The organism is Staphylococcus sp. MB377 (assembly GCF_001922505.1).
Classification (GTDB): domain Bacteria; phylum Bacillota; class Bacilli; order Staphylococcales; family Staphylococcaceae; genus Staphylococcus; species Staphylococcus haemolyticus.
Genome location: NZ_MAON01000011.1, coordinates 85,014 through 111,536, shown reverse-complemented (window position 1 = coordinate 111,536; position 26,523 = coordinate 85,014). Strand labels below are relative to the sequence as shown.

The 26,523-nt window shown below is 33.9% G+C and carries 24 protein-coding genes, 1 pseudogene and 2 riboswitches; of the genes and pseudogenes, 23 read left to right on the top strand and 2 right to left on the bottom strand.

Annotated features, from left to right (window positions below; all coding sequences use genetic code 11):
• Positions 1–114 precede the first annotated feature (114 nt).
• On the top strand, positions 115–564 hold the full coding sequence (locus tag BB045_RS02550) for a MarR family winged helix-turn-helix transcriptional regulator (protein WP_075140450.1): 450 nt from the start codon (positions 115–117) through the stop codon (positions 562–564).
• A 62-nt stretch (positions 565–626) separates the two neighbouring features.
• On the opposite strand, the gene BB045_RS02545 is transcribed toward BB045_RS02550, so the two are convergent.
• A complete protein-coding gene (locus BB045_RS02545; protein ID WP_070581013.1) occupies positions 627–1,253 on the bottom strand; it encodes an FMN-dependent NADH-azoreductase in 627 nt (208 codons plus the stop codon).
• 219 nt (positions 1,254–1,472) lie between these two features.
• Between BB045_RS02545 and BB045_RS02540 the strand changes: the two genes are divergently transcribed.
• From BB045_RS02540 to BB045_RS02530, 3 genes and pseudogenes are all read left to right on the top strand, one after another.
• The gene (locus BB045_RS02540) at positions 1,473–1,574 is read left to right on the top strand and encodes an SE2200 family small protein (RefSeq protein ID WP_016930637.1); all 102 of its coding nucleotides are present in this window, start codon (positions 1,473–1,475) and stop codon (positions 1,572–1,574) included.
• Between the two features lie 400 nt (positions 1,575–1,974).
• Positions 1,975–2,193: pseudogene (locus BB045_RS02535) on the top strand (DegT/DnrJ/EryC1/StrS family aminotransferase); the annotation flags it as partial.
• Between the two features lie 19 nt (positions 2,194–2,212).
• The gene (locus BB045_RS02530; RefSeq protein WP_070440973.1) at positions 2,213–3,160 is read left to right on the top strand and encodes an LCP family protein; all 948 of its coding nucleotides are present in this window, start codon (positions 2,213–2,215) and stop codon (positions 3,158–3,160) included.
• An 89-nt stretch (positions 3,161–3,249) separates the two neighbouring features.
• Here the strand turns inward: BB045_RS02530 and BB045_RS02525 are convergent, their stop codons facing one another.
• Positions 3,250–4,725, bottom strand: a complete 1,476-nt coding sequence (locus BB045_RS02525; protein WP_070440970.1) for an alkaline phosphatase — start codon at positions 4,723–4,725, stop codon at positions 3,250–3,252.
• Positions 4,726–4,949: 224 nt separating this feature from the next.
• A riboswitch (SAM riboswitch) is annotated at positions 4,950–5,050 on the top strand.
• A 72-nt stretch (positions 5,051–5,122) separates the two neighbouring features.
• Between BB045_RS02525 and BB045_RS12105 the strand changes: the two genes are divergently transcribed.
• The 19 genes from BB045_RS12105 (at position 5,123) to BB045_RS02435 (ending at position 26,043) form a co-directional block, all read left to right on the top strand.
• Complete coding sequence (locus BB045_RS12105) at positions 5,123–5,293, top strand: hypothetical protein (RefSeq protein WP_176744128.1); 171 nt, start codon at positions 5,123–5,125, stop codon at positions 5,291–5,293.
• Positions 5,294–5,478: 185 nt separating this feature from the next.
• Positions 5,479–5,643: a hypothetical protein gene (locus BB045_RS12100; protein ID WP_016930641.1), complete on the top strand. Its 165-nt coding sequence runs from the start codon at positions 5,479–5,481 to the stop codon at positions 5,641–5,643.
• 29 nt (positions 5,644–5,672) lie between these two features.
• Positions 5,673–6,350 (top strand): response regulator transcription factor, encoded by a 678-nt coding sequence (locus BB045_RS02520; RefSeq protein ID WP_070440967.1) that lies wholly within the window; start codon positions 5,673–5,675, stop codon positions 6,348–6,350.
• A 2-nt stretch (positions 6,351–6,352) separates the two neighbouring features.
• Complete coding sequence (locus BB045_RS02515; protein ID WP_053036308.1) at positions 6,353–7,249, top strand: sensor histidine kinase; 897 nt, start codon at positions 6,353–6,355, stop codon at positions 7,247–7,249.
• 174 nt (positions 7,250–7,423) lie between these two features.
• Entirely contained in the window at positions 7,424–8,173 is a 750-nt protein-coding gene (locus BB045_RS02510; RefSeq protein WP_075140449.1) for an ABC transporter ATP-binding protein, read from the top strand.
• A gap of 1 nt (position 8,174) precedes the next feature.
• Entirely contained in the window at positions 8,175–10,166 is a 1,992-nt protein-coding gene (locus BB045_RS02505; protein WP_075140448.1) for an ABC transporter permease, read from the top strand.
• 89 nt (positions 10,167–10,255) lie between these two features.
• Positions 10,256–11,260, top strand: a complete 1,005-nt coding sequence (locus BB045_RS02500; protein WP_070440955.1) for a DUF4064 domain-containing protein — start codon at positions 10,256–10,258, stop codon at positions 11,258–11,260.
• A gap of 342 nt (positions 11,261–11,602) precedes the next feature.
• A riboswitch (TPP riboswitch) is annotated at positions 11,603–11,704 on the bottom strand.
• Between the two features lie 359 nt (positions 11,705–12,063).
• Positions 12,064–13,263 carry a 5,10-methylene-tetrahydrofolate dehydrogenase gene (locus BB045_RS02495; RefSeq protein ID WP_070581006.1) on the top strand — a complete coding sequence of 400 codons (1,200 nt, stop codon included), beginning with the start codon at positions 12,064–12,066 and terminating at the stop codon, positions 13,261–13,263.
• Positions 13,260–14,378 carry a 5,10-methylene-tetrahydrofolate dehydrogenase gene (locus tag BB045_RS02490; protein ID WP_070581004.1) on the top strand — a complete coding sequence of 373 codons (1,119 nt, stop codon included), beginning with the start codon at positions 13,260–13,262 and terminating at the stop codon, positions 14,376–14,378. The genes BB045_RS02495 and BB045_RS02490 overlap by 4 nt, the downstream gene beginning before the upstream one ends.
• Positions 14,379–14,551: 173 nt before the next feature.
• Positions 14,552–15,367 (top strand): zinc ribbon domain-containing protein, encoded by an 816-nt coding sequence (locus BB045_RS02485; RefSeq protein ID WP_070440946.1) that lies wholly within the window; start codon positions 14,552–14,554, stop codon positions 15,365–15,367.
• Positions 15,368–15,563: 196 nt separating this feature from the next.
• Entirely contained in the window at positions 15,564–16,295 is a 732-nt protein-coding gene (locus BB045_RS02480) for a phosphoadenylyl-sulfate reductase (RefSeq protein ID WP_070440943.1), read from the top strand.
• Positions 16,296–16,468: 173 nt separating this feature from the next.
• Entirely contained in the window at positions 16,469–18,337 is a 1,869-nt protein-coding gene (locus BB045_RS02475) for an assimilatory sulfite reductase (NADPH) flavoprotein subunit (protein ID WP_075140447.1), read from the top strand.
• A gap of 18 nt (positions 18,338–18,355) precedes the next feature.
• Complete coding sequence (gene cysI / locus BB045_RS02470) at positions 18,356–20,077, top strand: assimilatory sulfite reductase (NADPH) hemoprotein subunit (protein ID WP_037551515.1); 1,722 nt, start codon at positions 18,356–18,358, stop codon at positions 20,075–20,077.
• A gap of 35 nt (positions 20,078–20,112) precedes the next feature.
• A complete protein-coding gene (gene cobA, locus BB045_RS02465; protein ID WP_011274742.1) occupies positions 20,113–20,877 on the top strand; it encodes a uroporphyrinogen-III C-methyltransferase in 765 nt (254 codons plus the stop codon).
• A gap of 43 nt (positions 20,878–20,920) precedes the next feature.
• The gene (locus BB045_RS02460) at positions 20,921–21,532 is read left to right on the top strand and encodes an NAD(P)-binding protein (protein ID WP_075140446.1); all 612 of its coding nucleotides are present in this window, start codon (positions 20,921–20,923) and stop codon (positions 21,530–21,532) included.
• 20 nt (positions 21,533–21,552) lie between these two features.
• Positions 21,553–22,422 (top strand): sulfite exporter TauE/SafE family protein, encoded by an 870-nt coding sequence (locus BB045_RS02455; RefSeq protein WP_011274744.1) that lies wholly within the window; start codon positions 21,553–21,555, stop codon positions 22,420–22,422.
• Between the two features lie 51 nt (positions 22,423–22,473).
• A complete protein-coding gene (gene sat, locus BB045_RS02450) occupies positions 22,474–23,646 on the top strand; it encodes a sulfate adenylyltransferase (protein ID WP_070440931.1) in 1,173 nt (390 codons plus the stop codon).
• A gap of 22 nt (positions 23,647–23,668) precedes the next feature.
• Entirely contained in the window at positions 23,669–24,268 is a 600-nt protein-coding gene (gene cysC / locus BB045_RS02445) for an adenylyl-sulfate kinase (RefSeq protein WP_037551520.1), read from the top strand.
• Between the two features lie 404 nt (positions 24,269–24,672).
• Complete coding sequence (locus tag BB045_RS02435) at positions 24,673–26,043, top strand: CitMHS family transporter (protein ID WP_070440928.1); 1,371 nt, start codon at positions 24,673–24,675, stop codon at positions 26,041–26,043.
• The last annotated feature ends 480 nt before the right edge of the window (positions 26,044–26,523 follow it).

Below are 26,523 nucleotides of genomic sequence, written 5' to 3'. Positions count from 1 at the left end.
ACAATATAATTATATTGGCTAATAAAGTCAATTTAGTTGACCTTTTTTCGACTGTTTTTTGAAAATTGATTATAATGTGTATAATCATTCATAAATGGAAAAGGAAAGAAATCTATGGATAGTAATAAAAATGATTATGAACATATGTTATTTTACTTCGCATATAAGACATTTATAAAAACGGCAGATGAAATTATTGAAAAATACGACATGAGTCGTCAGCACCATCGCTTTTTGTTCTTCATTAATAAATTGCCTGGTATTACCATTAAGCAATTATTAAAGACATTAGAAATCTCTAAACAAGGATCACATGCGACGTTGCGTAAATTGAAGGAAGAAAGGTTAATTGTTGAACAAACATCTGAAGAAGATCGACGTGTGAAACAATTATTTCCAACGCCTAAAGGCAGTAAGTTAGTTGATAAATTAAATAAAGCACAAGATGAATTAATGCAGAGTACCTTTCAGAAGGTAGGACATGATTGGTATGACATCATGGAAGAACTATCGAATTACAGAGAAGGATTTCAAGATATTCAGCATTTGAAAGATGAGAAGTAAATAGGATTGAATAGTAAAAAGGCATTGCGTAAATGACTACGCAATGCCTTTTAATATGCTTATTAGAAATTTTTACCCATTTCTTGTGCTTCAGTAATTGAAGCGGCTTTAATTTCTTCTGTTCTCTCTGGTTCCGCATTATGACCTTCAATAATTACATTTTCGTATGAAGGTACACCTAAGAATGTCATGATTGTTCTTAAGTAACGGTCGCCACTTTCAACATCTGCAGCTGGACCTTCTGAATAGAAACCACCACGTGATTGAATGTGTAATACTTTTTTATCTGTTAAAAGACCTTGAGGACCTTCTGCAGTGTATTTGAATGTTTTACCTGCAATTGAAATTGCGTCAATGTACGCTTTCAATACAGGTGGGAATGATAAGTTCCACATTGGTGAAACGAAAACATATTTATCAGCTGAAAGGAATTCTTCTAAAATTTCACTGAAACGATCAACTTTTTGTTGTTCATCTTGATTAAGTTCATCGCCATTTCTTAATTTACCGCAACCAGTTAATACATCTTTATCAATAACAGGGATATCTTCTTTGAATAAATCAATGTGCTTCACTTCATCACTTGAATGATTATCTTTGTATGAATCAATAAATGCTTTACCAGCAGCCATAGAATTAGAAGCTAATTCATCTAATGGGTGTGCTGTAATGTATAATAATTTTGCCACAGTCGTGCACCTCATATATATTTATTTCGAAATCGATATAATTAATATACTCGATTTTCAAAATAATACAATACTTTTCATGAAAAATCAGACCAATGGTGTATAAGATAATTAAACGTGACTTTAAAAATGAACAATTTTAAGTGTATAATATAGGTAAATTTAGATTTTAATATTTAAGAAATCTAATAAATGTAGAACCTTAAAGGAGTGACAGACATGAAGGGATTATTAATTACAGTAGTTTTAGGCGTAGCTGCATATGTTGGTTTCAAAAAATACCAAAACAAAGTAAACGAAATGCCAAATATTGAATATTAATGTTTTAAGCCAAGATATCTCTGTGTAGAAATATCTTGGCTTTTTTATATTTATGTAAATTACATAATTATTGTTTGTTGGAGAGACCTTAATTGAGGAAGAGGATAAATGTAAGTATAACTTTTTAAGACAAATAATGAATTTATTGCATAAGGACATATATTGACCGTTCAAAATTGTATAATGTACGGATAAAGAAATCTGAAAGTTTTACTCGGAATTACATAGCTATAAAATGAATTTTTATAAATAAGCTACTAATTCATTACGCAAGTAGTTTATTTATTGCATATTTACATGATAGTTACATTAGTTTTAACGTAAATTCTAACTAATATTATAAGATAAAATGTAATGGTTTTGATGAATGTAAAGAATATATTTTGTAATGTTGAAGAAAAACAAAATTAATTCGCAATTACAAAAAAATAATATTGAAGCACGTCCAGTATGGAAACCAATGCACTTACAACCATACTTTGAATCTTATGATTATATAATGGTTGATGGTATAGATAACAGTGCCTATTTATTTGACCATGGAGTATGTTTACCATCAGGTTCTGATATGACAGATGAGCAGCAAACACGAGTGATTGAAATTATTAAAAGTCTATAAAAAATGAGTGATTAATATTATGAAAAAAAAGAAATCAACTACTTTTAAAGTAATTATTACAATACTGATTATATTATTAGTACTTATTGTTGCTGCAGCTATTTTTGTCTTTACGAAATTACATTCATTAAATAATTCAATTAATGAATCCTTAGATAGAGATCATTCCCAATTAAGACAAAAGGCAGCAAAAGAGGGAGACCCTATGACGGTTGTGCTTTACGGTATAGATGACGATGCTGAAAGACAGCAAGAAAATCTCGGGCAACGTAGTGACTCTATCGTCTTGATGTCAATTAACCCAGAGGATAAAAAAACTGTAATGGTAAGTGTACCTCGTGATACACGTGCTAAAATTGTTGGACATGGAACTACCGAAAAAATTAACCATGCTTATGCATATGGTGGTCCCAAAATGGCAGTCAACTCATTGGAAAAATTAATGGATGTACCTGTTGACCATTATATTTCTATTGATATGGATGGCGTTAAAACAGTAGTAGATGAACTTGGTGGAGTTACAATTACGAGTAATGGCTCTTTTATAACTAAAGATAGTACCAATACCTATCAATTCACTAAAGGTGAGCAATACAAAATGGATGGTAAAAAAGCTTTAGCTTACATGCGTAGTCGTAAGGAAGATGGTGCTGGTGGCGATGAAGGTCGTCAATTGCGTCAACAACAAGTAATTACAGCAGTTGCTAGAGAAGCATTCTCTGTTAACTCAGTAACTAAATTAAACGGTATATTCAAAGCTGCTCAAGATAACTTGAAAACAGATTTAAGCTTCGTACAGTTAAATCGCTTCAAATCTGACTATGATAAAGCACAAGACAATGTTAAACGTTTAACAATTAACGGTCAAAATGCACTTGGTGATGACAATCTATACTACTTCTATCCTGATAAAAATAGTCTAAAAGAAGTTAATGAGAAATTAAAAGAAAACTTAAATCTTAACTAAATGAAAGCACCTTGTCGATGATATAAATCATTGACAAAGTGCTTTTAAATTGCAATTAACCTTTATTATACTTAAATTTTTAGTCTTAATTATTGTTGGTTTTGATTAGATGTTACATCGTTATTAAAGAAATCAAAGATATTTTTTGCGCTATCTGTATTATCATTATTACCAGCAAATTTATTTTCACCTGGTCCATGTGCATATGTGTTTACGTCTTCACCTGTATGACCATAAGTAGTCCAACCAGTGTGAGATTCATCGTTGATTGGTTTTTGAATCGCATCTTGAAGTTTAGTAGTTGCTGCAGCTACTTTTTCATCGTCTTCACTTTTAGCTTTATCTTGAGCTTCTTTCAATTCTTTAGCAGCGTCTTTAACTTTATCCATTTGTTTAGAAGGGAATTCGATACCATAACCTTCGTTGATTACTTTTTCAGGATCTTTGCCATCTGCAATTTGTTTAGTCATGTAGCTACCAGAGTGTTTCATTTTATGAATTGCTTCTGGATTCCATACGTAATCTTTCCCTTTAGCAATTGATAAACCACCAGTTGAATGATCGGCAGTTGCTACAACTAAAGTGTCTTTGTGTTTGTTTGAGTAGTCTATTGCATTTTGGAAAGCTTTTTCAAATCCGCCCATTTCTGACATAACACCAGTAATGTCGTTAGGGTGTCCTGATTTATCGATAGACGCACCTTCGACCATTAAGAAGAACCCTTTATCATTCTTTTCTAGTTTAGATAAGGCACTGTTTTCCATATCTACTAATAATGGATTACTTTGTGGTGCATCGATTTGTAAAGGCATATCTTTTTCAGAGAATAAACCTAATACTTGATCACTTTGTGAATTAGCAAGTTCATCTTTGTTTGTTACATAATCATAACCGTCTTTTTGGAACTTATTCGTTAAATTACCATTTTCTTTACCGAAGTATTTAGAACCGCCACCTAAAATAACATCAGCTTTATGTTGACCATTAATTTTGTCATTGTAAAACTGTTGCGCGATTTCGTCTTTCTTATCACGGTCATCAACGTGTGCAGCATATACGGCTGGTGTTGCATCTGTTACTTCAGCAGTTGTCACAATACCAGTTGATTTGCCAAGTTCTTTCGCTTTTTCTAGAACGGATTTTAATGGCTTTTTATTATTATCTACTGAAATTGCACCATTATATGTTTTGTGACCAGTTGCAAAGGCTGTACCACCTGCAGCTGAATCTGTTACATTCTCTTTAGGGTCATTAGGGTTAGTACGGTTAGTACCCTTTAAATATTTGTCAAATGCAGTTTGATCTAATTCTTTAGTATTTGGATTGTCGGCATAGTAACGATAAGCTGAATTGTATGCAGGTCCCATACCATCGCCGACCATGAAAATAACGTTTTTAGGATTCTTTGTGTTACCGATGGCCATGTAATCTTCATTTTGTCCTTGTTGGCCTTGGTTACCTTCGCCAGAACCTGACGCGAATGACACGTGTGTTGTCCCTAATACAGATGCAGCTAAGATTGAACTTGCTACTGTTGTTTTACCAAATTTATTGATGAAACTCATTTAAAAAAAGCCTCCTAATATGTATATTGTATAGTTGTTACACTATTCATATTAAGAAATTTAATTTGATTTTCAGTTAGTATAAAGTTATTTTTAAGTAAAGTAATTGTAAACAATTATTAATGAATAGAATTTATTTTATATTTAGTTTTATCATATGTTGTAAACGTTTTACTTTTATAATTGTTAAAAGTGAGTTATAATACCAATAAATAAAATAGTTCGTCTTATTAAGAGTGAGTGGAGGGAATTGGCCCTATGAAGCTCCAGCAACTGCGTTTGACGTGAGGTGCTAAATCCAACAGGAGTTCCTGAAAGATAAGAAGATGTCCGTGAGCGCTTCTTATTTAAGGAGGGCTATTTTATTTACCCAAATTTAGAAAAGGTGGTAAATCTTATGGAAACATTGAAAGAACTATTTGAACAATTAGACTATTGGGAGCAATATTCACCAAAGAGCTATGGTGGAAGTATGTTGAGAGTAGCCAAAATAGGAGAAGCCAAAACACAAATATACGACAGTATTTCAATAGAAGATATTAGAACTTACATCTTAAATAAAAAGTAATATCTAATCTGTACTTATGAGTCGCAATTAAATTTATAATCTTTATTATGATTGAAGCGGTACGTTGAAATAGTCATTATTTCGGTATCGCTTCAGTTTTTTGATGTTCATTTTATAAGTAAAGTTGTAAAATGAAGACTAAGACGATGTATCAATCAAATATAAAATATAGAGGTGTTCAATCGATGATATTTGTAATGTTATCACCACTACTCATCATTGGATTTATCGCATTATCAATAATGGAAGAACGTAAACGTAAAAAGAAAACTGAACAAAAAGAAGCAGAATTTGAAAAGGAAAAGAATAAAGTTTCAAATCCTGATTATGACGACGACCACAAAGCTTAATAAATCATTAGTAATGAAAGGTGAGCAATATGAAAGTATTCATCGTGGAAGATGATTTTATCATTGCAGAAAGTTTAGAGCAAGAGTTATCGAAATGGAATTATGAGGTCATCGTGGCTAAACAATTTGATAATATTATCGACGTATTTCATGCAAATCAACCGCAACTCGTATTGCTCGATATCAATCTACCGACATTCAATGGCTATCACTGGTGTCAGGAGATACGTAAGACTTCTAATGTACCGATTATGTTTATTAGTTCAAGAACCGACAATATGGATCAAATTATGGCAATTCAAATGGGCGGCGATGACTTTATCGAGAAACCATTTAATTTATCGTTAACTATAACTAAGATTCAAGCATTATTACGTAGAACGTATGATTTAGCAGTGTCTAATAATGAAATTACTGTTAAAAATTGCAAACTTGTTGTAGATGAAGCAACACTTTACCATGAAGACGAATCGGTTCAATCGGTTCAATTGTCCTTTACTGAATTACAAATCTTAAATATGTTGTTCCGCAATGTAGGTAAGTATGTCAGCCGTACCGCATTGATTGAAAAGTGTTGGGAGTCGGAGAATTTTATAGATGACAATACTTTAGCAGTCAATATGACACGATTGCGTAAGAAATTACAATCGATAGGTGTTATAGATTTAATTGAAACTAAGAAGAATGTTGGATATAAGGTGTCTTAATTATGCTGAAAGCTTTTATTAAATCAATATTAAATGAAATTATTATAGTTATCACATTTATATTATTATTCTTACTTATCTTCTTTCTATTTAATTTGCCACTGAGTGCGTATCTATTAGGTGCCGGAATAATGCTATTCATCATGATAATTTATTGGTTAGTACAATTAAGTGGGTTTAGAGAACAAGTTCAGATGAGAGACACTATTCATGAACTAGAGCATGAATTGCAACAGGTGAAAAGTGATCAAACTGAATATCAAGCTAATGTGGAGAATTACTTCTTAACGTGGGTTCATCAAATGAAGACGCCTATTACAGCATCTAAATTGTTGTTAGAGCGTAATGAAGATAATGTCGTCAATCGAGTGCGACAAGAAATTATTCAAATTGATAATTATACAAGTTTAGCGTTAAGTTATTTAAAATTGATGAACCAAGAAACGGATATGTCCTTTTCAAAAGTAAAGATTAATGACCTTGTCCGTCCATTAATTATGAAATATTCTATTCAATTTATTGATCAGAAGACAAAGATTCATTATGAACGGTGTGAGGATGAAGTTCTGACCGATGCACAATGGTGTTCGATTATGATTGAACAGATTCTAAATAATGCATTGAAGTATGCGCGAGGTAAGGACATTTGGATTACGTTTGACCAACAACAGCATGTATTGACTATTCGTGATAATGGTGTCGGTATTAGTCAAGCTGACTTACCGAAGATCTTTGATAAAGGCTATTCAGGATATAATGGTCGATTGAATGCTAATTCATCAGGCATTGGATTGTTTATTGTTAAACATATCTCTCAACATTTACATCATCATGTAGATGTACAGTCTGAGTTGAACAAAGGTACGGCATTTAGTATTTATTTCCCGAAAAATAATTAAACTTTCAATATTGTAAGCTAGCCAACAACATTTGTAAGAAATTATCAATGTTGTTGGCATTTTTTTGTTTTATGATAGAGATAACAAAAGGAACATGAGGTCTTAAATTATTGGATTACATCTTCATTGTGATCATTTTTGTAAAAAATTATTAAAGAGAGCGAGGTTGAAGCGATGTTATTAGACGTCAAAAATGTAAAGAAAACGTTTGGCAGAGGGTTAAATGCGACTACTGCGCTGAATGGCATTTCATTTACAATTGATAAGGGAGAATTTGTAGCCATTATGGGTGAGTCGGGTTCAGGTAAATCCACATTATTAAACTTAATTGCAACGTTTGATAAAGTGTCTGAAGGCAACATCACTATTAACACTCAAGATATTCGCAAGTTACGTAATAAGCAAATTGCGCATTTTCGTCGTGATAATCTTGGCTTTGTCTTTCAAGATTTCAACGTCTTACCAACTATGACGAATCAAGATAACATCTTAATGCCACTTGTGCTTGCTAACCGCTCTCATAAAGTAATGGAACAGCGTATGAATGCGCTAAGTTCTAAATTAGGTATTGAGAAATTACTTTCTAAATACCCGTATCAAGTTTCTGGTGGTGAACAACAACGAATTGCGATTGGTCGTGCATTAATCAATGAACCCGATTTACTGCTCGCCGATGAGCCGACCGGTGCGCTCGATTCAAAGACTTCGAAACAAATCATGACGCTATTTCGAGAAATTAATGATAATACGCAAACGATATTAATGGTAACTCATTCAACTATCGATGCGTCTTATGCTAAACGAGTATTATTTATTAAAGATGGACGTTTGTATCATGAAATTTACCGAGGGGAAGAATCGCAACAAGATTTTCAAAAGCGTATCGCTGATAGTTTGGCTATTCTGAATGAAAGTGGGTACTAACATGACCATACATATGCTCTGGAAGATGATTGCTCAAAACTTCAAGATGCAGCGACATGTGATCATGCCCTTTATATTAGCACTGAGCATCATGTTCGCAACGGAATTTATTCTATTATCTTTAAATATGAATGACTACGTCCAAAAACGAAGTCAGCTATTACCTATATTTATTGGTGTGGGAAATTTCTTTATGAGTGTCTTGGGTTTTATATTTATTTTATATGCCAATCGCTTCATGATGAAACGTCGTCAACAGGAACTTGCGATGAACATGATACTTGGAATGGAGAAGAAACATTTCCGAATGATTAGGCTCATCGAGATGGTATATCAATATGTTTTAATCGCGGTTATCAGTATAACTGGTGGCTATCTCTTTGGCGTATTAATTTTTATGCTTATGAATAAATTAATGCATCAAACGGGCATGTCGCTATTGGATTATCCTTTTGATGTGAAAGCGATGTGCATTACTTTAATTATTTTAGCAGCGGTAATGTTATTTCTCTTCTTGATTAACAATTTAAAAATATTATTCCAAAGTCCTATTAAATTAATACATCAACGTCAAAGAGCTGAAAGAAAGTTACCCAAATTTGTATTATACGTTTTACTAGTTATTGGAGTTGTTACGTTATTTAGCAGTTATCACATTGCGCTCTCTAATCAAATGGTATTACGCTCGTTATATGATTTGTTCGGTGCAATTGGCTTGGTTATGATTGGGACATATTGCTTATATTTATCGTTAGGCGTTTTACTATTAGATTGGTTAAAACGAATCCCTAAATGGTATTATAATCCCAAATACTTTTTTACCATTTCAGGATTGCAGTCTAGGATGAATTCAAATGCGATTGGACTTGCAAGCATCACGATGTTATGTACATTTCTAATTGTTACTGTGGGTATGACGATTTCAACTTATAGAGGGATATCGAATCAGGTCGATTCTATTATGTCGGATCAATATAGAGTTTCAATGGATGGAAATCTTCACAATAATAAGAAGACTCAGGAGAAAGTACGTCATTTGGAACGTGATATTAAAGATAATGCTAAAGTTGATTTCTTTAAGAAGAATGCAGTTTCACTGATTGCGGTGGATTACAAACAACCAGGATTATTTAAACATCGTAATAATAAAGATTATAATATGACGATTAATAGTACCTATCTCGTGATTATGACACAGCACGATTATAATGAGCTAAATACGAAGAAGGTTAAGTTGAAACATGGGGAATTAGGATTTGAAAGTTTAAATCAACCTTTTAAAAAATTAAGAACTGCAACAATGATGGGGGACCAATTCAATATTAAACAGTTAAATGGTCATAATTATTCGTATCCAGTTCCAGGAGCGTTAACTATTATTACTCCAGATGATAAGACATTCCAACAATTAAACAATTATTATGTCAATGCTGATAAGAACGACCATCATGGCACGCAGAAAGTTCAAAATACATTTATGCATTTTAATATCATGACAAAGCATACATCTGATTTTGATAAGTTGAAAAATACATTAATGCAACGCTATAAAGTGAGTATTGATGATAAAAAAGAAGTGGCGGGCACATTATATGAAATTAATGGAGGACTTATCTTTATTGGAACGGTAGTGTCTATCATTTTATTCATTGGCACATTTCTAATGATGTATTATAAAAATGTTGCAGAAGGATATGAGGACCGTAAGAATTATCAAATTATGCAGCAAGTTGGTATAGATAATGACAGAATTAAAGATACCATTAATAAACAAATTATATGGATATTTGCATTGCCAATTATTGTCGCAACGATTCATGTTATCTTTGCTTCAAAAATAATATATAACGTGTTAAGTATTCTGAATGTTAATCATGTTGGTGTGTTTGTGACAAGTTATGTCGGTGTTATTATTTCGGTTGTTGTTATGTATGCGTTGATGTATTGGATTACATCGCGTATTTATTACATGATTGTTAATCGATATCACTAGATCGAGTATTAAAAATTTGCCATACTTTTTAAAAATTAAGTGTAACCTAATCATCGGTAGGGTATACAACAAAAAAAGGAGGCGTAAAAATGGCTAATCAAACAAACGATAATACATTACATCACACGCAAAATAACAAGATTAAACGCACGGTTGAACATATCCTTACTTGGCTAGGGGTTGTATTGCAAGCAATAGCTGCAATCATGTTCTTAGTTCTTAAACCTTTAATGGGAAATAATAACTTTAAAGATCAAATGATTAGTGAATCTCAAAAGCAAGGTAATTCAGTATCTACTTCAGAATTGAATCAAGGTATTGATGCTTTAGGTAGTTTCATTAGCTTCTTAACTTGGGGTGCTGTAATTTCACTAATTTTAGCGATTATTGGCGGTATTTTAATTAGTAAAAAACCTAAAATTGCAGGTATCTTATTAATTATTGCAGGTCTAATTGCATTATTGTCTAACTGGATTAGTTTTATTCTTTGGATCGTAGCTGGTATTATGCTACTTGTAAGAAAAGGTAAGAAAAAAGATAATTACGCTAATGGCTATTATGACAATAACAACCGTCGTGAAAATCATCATGATGATAAAGATGTTAACGCTAAAAACAATGCATTCATCTTAGATGAAGAAGATAAAGCGAAAGAAAAAAGAGATATTAAAGAACATTATTCTAATGATGATGTTCATAATGGTAGTCATAACCATTCAAATCACAATGATAACAATCGTTATGACAATAATAATCATGACCGTTCTAATTTAGAGCGTAATGATTATCAAGAGTCTAATCGTCGGGATGACTTACATCGTTCAGATGAAGACTTTAACCGTCGTAATGATGTAGATTGGTCTTCAGATGACCGTAAAGACAATAACTTTAATCAAAATAAAGAGCACAATCATAATCATCACAATGAAGAACGTAGTCAATTTGGTTCTCATAGTGATAGATATCAAGATGAAACACATAAAGATTTAAATGATTTTGATAAAGATCGAAATGAGCATAAAGATAACGATTTTGTACGTGATGAAGCAGACAAATTGAAAGATAAAAAAGATAATGACCCATATAAATATTAATAGTTGAGTCGTTTAAAGAGTGAGACGAATGTCTCGCTCTTTTTAATTGTAATAAAGAAGTCGGTGACGTCCCTAAGTTAGCATCACCGACTTTACGTTAATTTCTATTATATGGATAAATAAAATGAATTTTCTACAATACTACTAGTCTAAGCTTCTCTCAGACAATGCTTATTTCAACATGACATTTTTGCTACTATGATAAAATTGCCTGGCGGTCACCTCTGTCTCTTTTTTAAAGTAAAAAATACGCAACCTTCACTATAGAAAAGTTACGTAAATGATAGATGTGAGTTTATATGAAATAAGGCATGACATATCTAGACCTTAATCAAGTTATCTACGATTTCGTCCACACTTTCCTACGCTAGTACCATCTAGTTCAGGTTCAAAGGGTTTGGAGTATGACTCCATCTCAGTTTGAAAACACCCCTAGTGCATATTTTTATACTATGTATTTAATTTAGTATTTTTAATTTTAGAAGTCAAGACTGTAATTTGACTAGTTAGAGTTAATGTGAATAGCCGATTATAAAACAATTTCATAAGTCTACAATACAAATTCGCATTAGCTGACTGAACTGATAATAAGTTTAAAATTAACCTCTTCTTAGTACTAGTTATCCTTGCGAGAGTTGAAAAGCGAATTCAAAACGAATTCTGTTCAACTCCCTTAATTGCAAAAAGTATTGTTATTATCATAAAATGAGCATTGCATAATTTTGACCCTGTTAATTAATACTTTTTCAAACAAATAATCAATAGTAAACTTAGCAAATATTAGAAGAGGAAGGAGGTTAATCATGACCTTTACGATTGGATTAGTGCCATCGCCAGGCGTTGCACATAAGCTCGTCGATAATGCGATACCAAAGGTTCAACAACATTTACATGACCGAATTAAGGATGTGGATGAATGGCATTTCGAGAGTAAAGTAGATTTATTAATAGGATCTGCTGAGGATGTACATGAGAGTATAGATAAAGCAGCAGAATTGAAGAAAGAATATGAATGGGATTTCGTTATCTGTATTACAGATTTACCAAGTATCTCAGGTAATAAAGTTGTTATTAGTGACTTTAATAGTGAAAAGCAAGTTTCTATGCTTTCATTACCTGCGTTAGGTTGGATTAATTTAGAGCGTAAGTTAGTGAAGAGTATGACAGCACTAGTTGAACAGTTATATCACAATAATACGAAAGAGCGCCCCAAAGTGCATCCACTGATTAAACCTAAAGCTGTTGATCCTCGAGAAGATGAAAGTTCGAAAAGACGTTATATTAATCGCTACTTTATATTAGGATGGTTGCAGCTTATTTTAGGTTTAACGCGAGCGAATGAGCCATGGAGGAATTTGTTTAATTTTAAGAAGATTATTTCCGTTGCATTTGCGACAGGGACATATGTTTCTATCTTCTCTATGCCATGGGAGTTAAGTGTTCAATATTCAACCTTAAGATTTATTGTCTTAATGATTATTTCTATATTAGGTATGGCGGGATGGTTATTATACGCGCATCAGTTATTTGAAGGAAAAACAGCAAAGTCTCAACGTGTTTATCGCTATGTATATAACGCGACGACATTACTTACTTTAGTCATCATTACATTGATGAATTACGTAGTTTTATATGTATTACTATCTATTAGTATTTCATTATTTGTACCTGTAGGTTTATTTAATAGTTGGACGAGTGCAAATCCTGATTTCACATTTATAAATTATTTGAAATTATTATGGTTTGTATCATCGCTTGGTTTATTAGCGGGTGCAATGGGCTCAACTGTAGAAAATGAAGAGAAGATACGACGTATTACGTATTCTTATCGCCAATATCATCGTTATAAAGAAGCGCAACAAGAGGAAAAAGAGAAAAAAGAACAACAATCACAAGATGTATCGCAACATGACGTGGAACAATCTTCATCAAACAAAGAAAGTAATGATGATGAACAGTATGAAGGTAAAAAACAAGATCATAGAGAGGAGGATGACGCATGAATGAAGCTAAAACAATCGGTTTAGTTGTTGCTCCTGGTGTTACAGAAAAATTAGCTGAGAGTTTAATGGATGATATTCCGAACATCTTATCTCACCAGAATAACAACCAACATGACTGGGAAGTGGATCTCGTGGTTGATCCTCTGACAGGCTACGCAGAATCCGTTGGCAAAATTTTTAAAAAGATACAAGATTATCATGATAAGCGAGAATGGGATTATGTCGTTGCAATTACAGATTTACCTATGTTTCATGATGAACGTGTGTTAGCTCTGGACATCAATAAGAAGAATGGTGCTGCTGTCTTTTCTTATCCTGCATTTGGTTGGCGCCCAGTTAAGAAACGTTTTAAGAACGTCATCGTTGCGATAATCAATGAAGTGCATCATTCTGAATCTGAAAAGAATGATTATGATGACAATAATCATGTAACATATGCAGTTAACAAACAATTTCCATTATCTAAAATTGATAAAACTGAAGTACATTTAGATGAAACAGATAATGATCATTTACGCTATTTATCCAATACTAGGTCAATGGGAATGGTTCGGCTTGTGAGTGGTATGACATTTGCAAATAATCCACTTAATATGATGGCAAGCCTTAGTAATATTGTGGCAATTGCTTTTACCACTGGTGCATTTGGCTTAATATTTACGACTATGTGGCAGATGAGTAAGGAATTCTCAATGTGGCGTCTATTTGGAATATCTATTATCGCAGTCTTAGGTATGTTACTTTGGATTATGATGTCTCATGATTTGTGGGAATCTGTCAAACAAAGTCGTAATAAACGAATTACATGGTTATATAACTTAACTACAGTGATGACGCTCTTTGTAGCTATTATCATTTATTACATTATTCTCTACACATTATTTTTAATTGCGGAACTTGTGTTACTACCATCTAATTTCTTAGGGCAACAGGTAGGGTTAAAAGGACCGGCTGGAATTGATTTATATCTAAGTATTCCTTGGTTTGCTGCTTCTATTTCAACTGTTGCAGGTGCGATTGGTGCTGGATTATTAAATGATCAACTAATCAAAGAAAGTACTTATGGTTACCGACAACAAATGCGATATGATGATAGAGATAAAGATGAAGGATAACGAGATTAAAGTCGAGAAGCGTGAAGCTTTCTTCGGCTTTGTTTTTTAGGTAAATTTATATAAAAAGATTATAGAAAATAATTGGTGCTTAATTTAAAATTAAATATAATGTAGGTGTCAAAACAAATAAGAGTCCTAAATTCACAACAACTACTTAGATTTAGCAACATGAAGTGAAGGAAGGTAATATCAAGAATTTTTGTCCTAGATGTGGTAATAAAATAACTAAAGAGCAACGATTTTGTAGTAAATGTGGCAATGATTTACGCGTATTTGAAGATGATTCGATTGAGTCACAATATGAGGTAGCTGAGCGTAAGCCAAGCATTTGGCTATTTATATTAGTTGTCTTAGTTGTTATTGGGATTATAGTCAGTTGCTGTTTTGCTTATTATCATTTCTTTTTAAAAGAAGGGAAACAAACGGAGCAGACTACAACTACAACAGCGCATTTGAAGAAAGATAAAGAAACAACGGATGACGATAAAGTGTCTAATGATCCTATTAAAGCAGAAAAGCAAAAAGCGAAACAAAGTGAAGATGAAAAAGACAAAGATGCGATTCATTCACAAGCACCTAAAATTGATGTCATGAGTGAGGATTTCCATAAGTCATTTATGCAAAAGGATACAAGGGATGCTTACATGGGAATTAAACCTGGCATGACTAGAGCAGAAGTGGAAAAAAGATATGGCAGATCCAATCGTGTTTTTCACAAAGTGGGCATGGATAATCTATATACCATTTATGGTGATTTAGCAGTGGTCTATGAATTGAAAGGTAATACTGAAGTAGTAAGAGGAATTGGCGTGTCACCCTCAAATGTTGATGAGCAAACATTTATTAGTAAATACAGTGATTATGAAAAAAATAATGATGCTGGAAGTTATATTTATAATACCGTGAAAAATAATGGCTTTGAAATTTTAGTAACTACAAAGAACGATAAAATTGCTTTGATTCAGTGTATTCCAGAAAATCATTACTAGGGAAAAGTTGAAACGTTTAGGGAGTGTGACGGATGCAAAATGGAATCAATGTCCTACTCCCTACTTCTTTATATAATTCTCCTCAGAACCTTGACTTTATAGCAAAATCTCGATAAAGTAGTAACATATTATTCTGACAATTCTGATAGGTATTAGATTAATAAATTTGTGAAATTTTAGGGGGGACCATAAGTTTATGTCAGTACCGACAATTACGTATGAGAATTTTGAAGGTGACCCTTTCATTGATTCTATTTCTACTGACGATGCAACTAAAGGCGCTTATGAAATATTAGAATGGGCGTATCGCACATATGGTGATTCCATTGTTTATTCATGTAGTTTTGGTGCGGAAAGTATGGTTTTAATTGATTTGATTTACCAGATTAAGCCAGATGCACAAATTGTCTTTCTAGATACGGATTTACATTTCCAAGAAACGTATGACTTGATTGATAGAGTGAAAGAACGCTTTCCAAAACTTCGTATTGAAATGAAGAAGCCTGATTTAACGATTGAGGAACAAGCGGACAAATATAATCCGGCATTGTGGAAGAATAATCCTAATCAATGCTGTTATATAAGAAAGATTAAACCTTTAGAAGAAGTGTTAGGTGGCGCTGTTGCTTGGGTTTCAGGTTTACGTCGAGACCAATCGCCAACACGTGCAAATACGAACTTTATTAATAAAGACGAACGTTTCAAATCAGTGAAAGTGTGTCCTTTAATTTATTGGACAGAAGATGAAGTTTGGGACTATATTAAGAAACATGATTTACCTTATAATGTATTGCATGATCAACATTATCCTAGTATTGGCTGTATCCCATGTACCGCTCCTGTATTTGACTCAGATGATTCTAGAGCAGGGCGTTGGTCGAATTTCGATAAAACAGAATGTGGCTTACATGTTGCTGATAAACCATAATGCGTTTGGATAAAAATTTTTAACCATAAAACATAGTACTCTGATATGTTTTAAACAAAATCTACAAATATGTCCGACAATAGTGTACAGACGGACATATTTCTTACATAATAAAAGTAGTATAAAGCTTTTATAAAATGATTGTTATTTTACGGAATAAGAGGTGGATACAATTGAATTTAAGTGTTACAAATAGTCCTTTTACAGAAGGACAAGCGGCACAAATTAATGAACTCTTACAAACACTTACACCTGAACAAAAGGTATGGTTAAGTGGATACTTAGTTGCTAATCAACAATTGACGTCAAATGGAACTGTACCATCACAAACAGGTTCAAGTTCAACAAATGCAAATGGTCTAACTGAAGGCACAGAAGCAATGCTTCAACAAAACGAGCCTGTCATCACGCCGGAGAAACGAGCAATTACACTCTTATATGGTTCTGAAACAGGTAATGCACAAGGGTTAGCTGAAATATTTGAAGAACGCTTATCAAATATAGGTCATAACGTGACATTGAAAGCAATGGACGAATTTAAACCTAAGAACCTAAAAAATGTTGAAGATTTATTCATTATCACTTCTACTCAAGGTGAAGGGGATCCACCTGATAATGCAGCTGAATTGCATGAGTTCATTCATGGTCGTAAGGCACCTAAACTTGAAGGTGTGAGATTCTCAGTTCTAGCATTAGGGGATCAAACGTATGAATACTTCTGTCAAACAGGTCGTGATTTTGATAGAAAACTAGATGAATTAGGTGCTGAACGTATATATGATCGTGTGGATTGCGACGTTGATTATGAAGAAGACGCTGAAAAGTGGATGGCAAATGTAATCGATGCGATAGATACTGCACCAGAAGGCACTCAAAATGAACAAATTGTAAGTGAATCAATTAAATCTGCGAAAGAAAAGAAATTCTCTAAAGCAAATCCATATCAAGCAGAAGTCTTAGAAAACATTAACCTTAATGGACAAGGTTCAAATAAGGAAACACGTCATATTGAATTTCTATTAGATAATTTCGGTGAAGATTATGAAGTTGGAGACTGTTTAGTCGTTCTACCTCAAAATGACCCAGCTTTAGTTGATTTATTAATTAGCACATTAGGTTGGGATCCGAATGATCAAGTTCAAATTTCAGATGAGGGTGACACATTAGGATTAGAAGAAGCCTTAACAACTCATTTTGAAATTACGAAGTTAACGAAACCGCTTCTTATCAATGCGGCGTCATTCTTTGAAAATGAAGAACTTAATGAAAAGGTTGAAGATAATGAATGGGTTCAAAGTTACATTGAAGGTCGTGACTTAATCGACTTATTAAATGACTTTGCGACAACAGAACTTCAACCAGAAAATTTATATCAATTATTAAGAAAATTACCACCTAGAGAATATTCAATATCTAGTAGTTATCAAGCGCTACCAGATGAAGTGCATATTACAGTTGGGGCAGTTAGATACAACTCACATGGACGTGACCGTTCAGGTGTATGTTCAGTTCAATTTGCTGAACGTATTCAACCAGGTGACACTGTTCCAATTTACTTGAAACGCAATCCAAACTTCAAATTCCCTAAAGAGGGTGACACACCAGTTATCATGATTGGACCTGGAACAGGTGTTGCACCATTTAGAGCATACATGCAGGAAAGAGAAGAGCATGGATTTAAAGGTAATACTTGGTTATTCTTTGGTGATCAACACTTTACAACAGACTTCCTATATCAAACAGAATGGCAAGAATGGTTGAAAGACGGCGTGCTAGGAAAAATGGATGTTGCATTCTCAAGAGACACTGGTGAAAAAGTATACGTCCAACATCGTATTGCTGAACGCAGTAAAGAATTTAATGAATGGCTTCAAAAAGGTGCTTCACTTTACATTTGTGGTGATGAAAAACATATGGCGAAAGATGTACATCAAGCTATCCGCAATGTTTTAATGAAAGAACAAAACTTATCTGAAGAAGATGCTGAAGCCTACCTTAAACAAATGAAGAAAGATAAACGTTACCAACGCGATGTGTACTAATAGAAAGGGTGGTACTTAATGGCTAAGACAAATAAGCAAATGTCAGAAGAACTTGATAAGAAGCTAGATGCTTTAGAGTATTTAAAAGACGAAAGTAATTATTTACGTGGGACAATTGAGCAAGGCTTAGCAGACCCACTTACTGGTGCTATTTCAGATGATGACACTAAATTATTGAAATTCCATGGTAGCTACCAACAAGATGATAGAGATTTACGTGACGAACGTCGCAAGCAGAAATTAGAACCAGCTTACAGCTTTATGATTCGCGTGCGTCTACCAGGAGGAACAGCTACACCTGAACAATGGATTGCCATGGATGACATTTCTAATAATTATGCCAACCAAACGTTGAAATTAACAACACGTCAGACTTTCCAATTTCACGGCATTTTAAAAAGAAATTTAAAAACATCTATGAAGAAAATTAATGAGTCTGTACTCGATACGATTGCGGCATGTGGGGACGTGAATCGTAATACAATGTGTAATCCTAATCCATATCAATCTCATATTCATAAAGAGATTAATGATTATGCAACTAAAATCAGTGACCATCTATTACCTAAGACAAATGCCTATCATGAAATTTGGTTAGATGGAGAGAAAGTATTAGATTCTTCAGAAGAAATTGAACCAATGTACGGTAAGAAATATTTACCACGTAAGTTTAAAATTGGTATCGCCTTACCACCATCTAATGATATTGATGTCTATTCACAAGACATCGGACTTATCGGAATCGTTGAAGATGAAACACTTGTCGGATTTAATGTCACAGTTGGTGGCGGTATGGGTATGACGCACGGAAATACAGATACGTACCCACAAGTTGGTCGTTTAGCTGGTTTCGTTCCTAAAGAACAAGTCGTTGATGTTTGTGAGAAAATCTTAACAATTCAACGTGATTATGGTAATCGTGAGAACCGCAAGAACGCACGATTCAAATATACAGTTGACCGCTTAGGTGTGGATAAAGTTGTAGAAGAACTAAATACACGTTTAGGATGGGAAATTGAAGAACCACGTGATTTTGAATTCGAACATAATGGCGATCGTCTAGGTTGGATTGAGGGCGACGAAGGTGTTTGGAATTATACTTTATTCATTCAAAATGGACGTGTTAAAGATACAGAAGATTATCAATTGAAAACGGCATTACGAAAAATTGCAGAAACACATACGGGTGACTTCAGATTATCTCCTAACCAAAATTTAATTATTGCAAATGTAACTCCAGAGAAAAAAGAAGAAATTCAAAGTCTTATCGATCAGTATGGTTTAACAGATGGTAAAAATTATACGGGATTAAGACGTAATTCAATGGCATGTGTCGCGTTCCCAACATGTGGATTAGCGATGGCTGAGTCAGAACGTTATTTACCATCATTAATCTCTAAGATTGAAGACTTATTAGATGAAGCGGGTGTGGATGATGAAGAAATCACAATCCGTATGACTGGATGCCCAAATGGTTGCGCTAGACCAGCACTTGCAGAAATTGCATTTATAGGTAAAGCACCTGGCAAATATAATATGTATTTAGGCGGTGGCTTCAAAGGTGAACGTTTAAATAAATTGTACAAAGAGAATATTGGAGAACAAGAAATTCTTGAAAGTCTACGTCCAATTCTTATGGATTATGGTAAAGAACGTCTTGAAGGTGAGCATTTTGGTGACTTTGTCATACGTTCGGGCGTTGTTGCTAAAGTTCATGGAGGACAAGACTTCCATAGTTAAAGTTTGAAATAAGTTATTTTAAACGGGGTGACAACATGGGGAAAGTGTATTTAGTAGGAGCAGGACCTGGTGATCCTGATTTATTAACTATCAAAGGTATGAAAGCCATTCAAATGTCAGATGTGATTTTATATGATCGCCTAGTCAATAAAGACATTTTAGATTTAGCTAAACCAGGGACAAAGTTCTTTTATTGTGGTAAAGACCCGAATAGACATTCATTACCGCAAGAAGAAACGAATCGGATGTTGGTTAATTTAGCAAAAAAAGGACATGTTATTACTCGTTTAAAAGGTGGTGACCCGTTTGTCTTTGGCCGAGGTGGTGAAGAGGCAGAAATATTGGCACAACATCAGATTGCATTTGAAATTGTGCCTGGTATCACTTCGGGCATTGCTGCACCAGCTTATGCAGGCATTCCTGTCACGCACAGAGATTATAGTTCGTCAGTTGCTTTTGTGACAGCAGTTAATAAACCTGGTATGTCTAAAGATGATTATTGGGCACATTTAGCGCATGGTCCAGAAACACTTTGTGTTTATATGGGTGTTAAACGATTACCAGAAATTTGTGACCTACTTATTGAACATGGTAAATCAATTGACACGCCTGTCGCACTTGTTCATTTAGGAACGACGACTTCTCAAAAAACAATTGATGGTACGTTAGGTAACATCGTTGAAAAAGCGTCAGAAATAAAAAATCCTGCTATGATTATTATTGGCGATGTTGTCCAAATGCGACAAAAAATTAGTTGGTTTAAAGAACAAACTACGGATTTAGAAATAACCTTACCTTAATTATTAATAATAAAAAAGAATAATCATAAAAGGAGGATACAATATGAGCAATATGCCACTTATGATTGATTTACAAAATAAAAAGATTGTCATAGTTGGTGGTGGGAAGGTAGCAACTCGACGAGCAATGTCATTAGTTGAATACTGTTCTCATGTTCATATTGTTAGTCCTTCAATCACCAAAGAATTACATACTTTATTTCAGCAACAGCGATTGACTTGGGCTGAAAAAATGTTTGAACCACAAGATATTAGTCGCGTATTTCTAGTTATTATTGCGACAAATCAACCAGAGGTAAATCAACATGTTAAAGATAGTTTGCCAGAAGGTACATTGTTAAATCACGCTGCAGATGCTTCTAAGGGGAATGTGACGTTTCCTAGTATGCTTAGACGTGGCAAATTGACTATTAGTGTATCTACAGATGGTGCAAGTCCTAAACTAGGTCGACAAATTATATCGACATTGCAAGACACTTACGATGAACGTTATGAAAGTTATATCGATTTTTTATATGAAAGTAGACAACTTATTAAAGCATCACCGATAGAGCCATCTAGAAAGCAAGCGTTATTACAACATGTATTATCTGAGGACTATTTGGATGAGGAGAAACAAAAAGAATTCAAGCGATGGCTTCAATCACAAGTTTAATGTCAGGGGGCATGTGATATATGAGAAAATTATTTATATTTGCATTAGCTGGTTTTTTAGCCCAACTTGTTGATGGTTCACTTGGCATGGGATTCGGTGCCTCATCATCATCAATATTATTAACTTATGGGATTGCACCGGCCATTGTATCGGCAACTGTACATTTTTCAGAAATAGCTACAACTGCTGCATCAGGAACATCACATTGGAAATTTGAGAATGTGCATAAGCCCACCATGTTAAAGTTAGCTATTCCAGGTGCTATAAGTGGATTTATTGGTGCAGGTCTACTTACACAAATACATGGGGATTATATTAAGCCATATATCGCATTGTTCTTACTTTCAATGGGTATATATATTTTGTATCAATTTTTATTTAAAAGAAATAGAGAAATTCATACACATGTTGGTAAGTTGAGTGGTTTCAAACTTGTGCCTCAAGGTGCTATCGCCGGATTCTTAGATGCGATTGGTGGAGGTGGCTGGGGACCAGTAAATACACCTTTGTTATTAGCTAGTCATAAGATTCAACCACGATATGCAATTGGTACTGTATCGGCGAGTGAGTTTTTTGTAACGTTATCAACGTCATTGAGTTTCATCATCTTCTTAGGTATTACTCAGATTAATTGGTGGTTTGTTATTGCGTTAAGTGTCGGCGGTATGATTGCAGCACCTATCTCTGCATATTTAACAAAAATATTACCAATTAATATTTTAGCCATTTGTGTTGGTGGCTTAATCATCTTCACAAATAGCAATGCATTAATGACTTATTTCGTACACGATGACACAATTTCAAATATTGTAAGATTCGCAATTATTTGTGCGATTGTGATACTTGTTATTATCACTGTGATTCGCAACAAAAAATTGTCTTTTTCTTGAAAATAAAACCGAGTAAACTAATCTAATTAATTGGAAAAGGAGTTATCAAAAATGACAACACATGAACAGATTATTAATTATACGATTAAACCACATGGTGGTACATTAATTAACCGCGTAGTAGAAGGTGAAGAAAGAGATCATCTTTTAGAAGCAGCACAATCATATAAAGTGATTACTTTAAATCCTTGGTCAATTTCTGACTTAGAATTAATCGGTATTGGTGGTTTTAGTCCGTTAACAGGATTTATGGGTGAGGCTGACTACACTAAAGTTGTTGAAGATACACATCTTGAAAATGGATTAGTGTGGAGCATTCCGATTACACTACCAGTTACTGAAGAAGAAGCGGATAAATTAGAAATCGGTGATGACATTGCATTATACGGTGAAGATGGCGAATTATATGGCACATTGAAATTAGAAGAAAAGTACACATATGATAAGAAAAAAGAAGCTCAAAATGTGTATGGTACGACTGACGAGGCACATCCAGGTGTTAAAAAGGTTTATGACAAAGGGAATGTTTACCTTGCTGGACCAATCCAATTAATTAATCGACCTAAACATGATGAGTTCTCTGATTTCCATTTAGACCCAGCAGAAACACGTCAATTATTCCATGATTTAGGATGGAAGACTGTCGTTGGATTCCAAACAAGAAATCCTGTACATCGTGCGCATGAATATATACAAAAATCTGCATTAGAAATTGTAGATGGTCTTGTACTTAATCCGTTAGTAGGAGAAACGAAATCAGATGATATTCCAGCGGACGTTCGTATGGAAAGTTATCAAGCTATCTTAAAGAACTACTTCCCTAAAGATAGAGCGCGCTTAGTCATTTATCCTGCGGCAATGCGTTATGCTGGTCCACGTGAAGCAATTCTACATGCTACAGTACGTAAAAACTATGGTTGTACACATTTCATTGTTGGACGTGACCATGCAGGAGTGGGCGATTATTATGGCACATATGAAGCACAAGAATTAATTTCTCAATTTGAAGATGAACTAGATATTCAAATATTGAAATTTGAACATGCATTTTATTGTGAAAAATGTGGCAACATGGCTACTGCTAAAACATGCCCACACGACGCATCAGAGCATGTACATTTAAGTGGTACTAAAGTAAGAGAAAAACTAAGAAATGGTGAATCATTACCTACAAAATTCTCTAGACCTGAAGTAGCTGAAGTCTTAATCAAAGGGTTAAAATAAAATTAATTCGGAGGGATTTAGCATGAGTCAATCAAGTAATATTACATGGCATGATTCTGAAGTTACTAAGTCAGATAGACAACAACAAAATGGTCATAAAAGTGTAGTGATATGGTTTACAGGATTATCAGGATCTGGAAAATCAACTGTATCAGTAGAACTTGAAAAAGCTTTGTTTCAATTAGAAAAACATTCTTATCGATTAGACGGCGATAATGTAAGACATGGTTTAAATAAGAATTTAGGCTTTAGTCCAGAAGATCGTAAGGAAAATATTCGACGCATTGGTGAAGTAAGTAAATTACTTGTAGATGCGGGAACAATTGCTATAACAGCATTTATTTCGCCTTACAGAGCAGATCGTGATGAAGTTCGTGAAATTTTAGAAGATGGAGAATTCATTGAAGTTTACACAGAGTGTAGCGTGGAAGCATGTGAACAACGTGATCCTAAAGGTCTTTATAAAAAAGCGCGCTCTGGTGAAATAAAAGAATTTACTGGTATAAGTGCGCCGTATGAAGCACCACATCAACCAGAAATTACGATTAATACAGAACATCAAAGTGTAGAAGAATCAGTAAGTACTATTATTGAATATTTGAAGAATAAAGAAATTATTTAAAATTATTATGCGTGTGAGGCTGGGACAAAATAAAATGTCTCAGCCTATTTTTATCATTTTGTTAGTAGCTGACTGATTTGAAAATGTACTTGAATCAAGCTTTTTTCAAACCTAGTCATCCTTGCCTGGTAGGCCGGGCCCCAGCAAAGAGAATTTCCTAAAGAAATTCTACAAGCTAAGCAAGCTGGGGTTCGGGGCCCCAGCAAAGAGAATTTCCTAAAGAAATTCTACAGGCTAAGCAAGCTGGGGATACAACGAAATAAATTTTGAGAAAATATTATTTCTGTCCCACCCCATACGCTTTTTTTGCATATCGTCTTAAATTAAAGTCAGATTTCTGATAAAATTATGAAAACGTTTTCTATATAAGTGGAAAGCGTATTTCGAAATAAGGGGGAATTCACATGCAAGGGGATAGTATGTGGTTAACAATAATGGGGATAATCATTATCGGCTCAATTGTTGGACTTTTAATTGCAAAAAAGATTAGTCCGGTCGTTGGTATGATTTTAATTCCTAGTATTGGTGCTTTGCTATTAGGATACGGCATTAAAGATTTAGTTAAATTCTTTAATAGTGGTTTAGAATCTGTGATGAGCGTAGTCATCATGTTTATCTTCGCAATTATATTCTTTGGCATTATGACTGACAGTGGACTGTTCAAACCTATTGTCAAACGACTTATATTAATGACTCGCGGTAATGTAGTCATTGTTTGTATTGTCACAGCATTGATTGGTATGTTTGCACAATTAGATGGTGCAGGTGCTGTCACTTTCTTATTATCAATTCCTGCATTATTGCCACTATATAAAGCTTTAAACATGAACAAATACTTATTAATTCTTTTACTAGCAATTAGTGCTGCGATTATGAATATGGTGCCTTGGGGCGGTCCAATGGCTCGTGTTGCTTCTGTATTGAAAGTGAAAAGTGTTAACGAATTATGGTATGGCATCATTCCAGTACAATTGATTGGCTTCGTGTTAGTACTTATCTTCGCAACTTATTTAGGATTTAGGGAAAAGAAACGAATTAAGAAGGCAATCGATAACGGTGAAGTAGAACCTACATTAAACATTGATATTCATCGACTTGTGAAAAACTACGAACGAGATCAAGACATTAAGTTTCCTGTAAGAGGACGCGCGCTCAAACATGGTTGGGTAATTTGGACCAATGTATTGTTGACGATTATCGTATTAGTTATGATGTTAACTAACATTGCACCGCCAGAATTTGCCTTTATGGTTGGTGTTGCAATTGCATTAGTGATTAACTTCCCAAATGTGGATGAACAAATGAACCGTCTAAAGGCACATGCACCAAATGCATTAATGATGGCCGCAGTTATTATAGCAGCAGGTATGTTCTTGGGTGTTTTAGAAGAGACAGGTATGTTAAAGTCAATTGCTTTAAATTTCATTAAGATCATTCCTGATGCCGTTGGACCATATTTACATATCATTGTTGGTTTCTTTGGTGTTCCACTTGATTTACTTACAAGTACAGATGCGTATTATTTCGCGTTACTTCCTATAGTAGAACAAACTGCAAGTCAATTTGGTATTAATCCAGTTTCAACAGCATATTCAATGGTAATCGGTAATATTGTAGGAACATTTGTAAGCCCATTCTCTCCTGCATTATGGTTAGCTATTGGTCTCGCTGAGGCAAATATGGGTACATATATTAAGTATGCATTCTTTTGGATTTGGGGATTTGCGATTGTGTTATTAGGCATAGCAGTATTAATTGGTACAGTTACAATCTAAATTACTAGATACAGTACGTTGTTAAAAGATTTTAATTGAATAATTAAACTCATATTCCTCCTTATAAGTATGTCGCTGATGTCTTATAAGGGGGGATTTGATTTTTTTATCATTACTATTATAAAAAATACTTCCAAAATATCCTCGCCAAACCTTGAAAACGATTCATATTTCCCACTTTTCATGAAATAAAACATCTTTAAAATTATCAGATATTTTACAAGTCGGGTATATACATTGTTGATTAATATAGTATAAGCACTGTCATAGAAGTGTTTTTATAATTGTAATATAAGTCTATGTTTATTACATGAAACGTAAAATTATTATGATTCATTTACAAACCCTTAACATTCCACACAAACCCTTGTGTGTCTGTTAGAGTATGTCTTGTCGTTATTTAACGAGGAAAAAATTTCTTAAAACTATTTTGAATCAAATGATTTAAAATTTCTGATATGTCAATTGCAGGTAGCCACG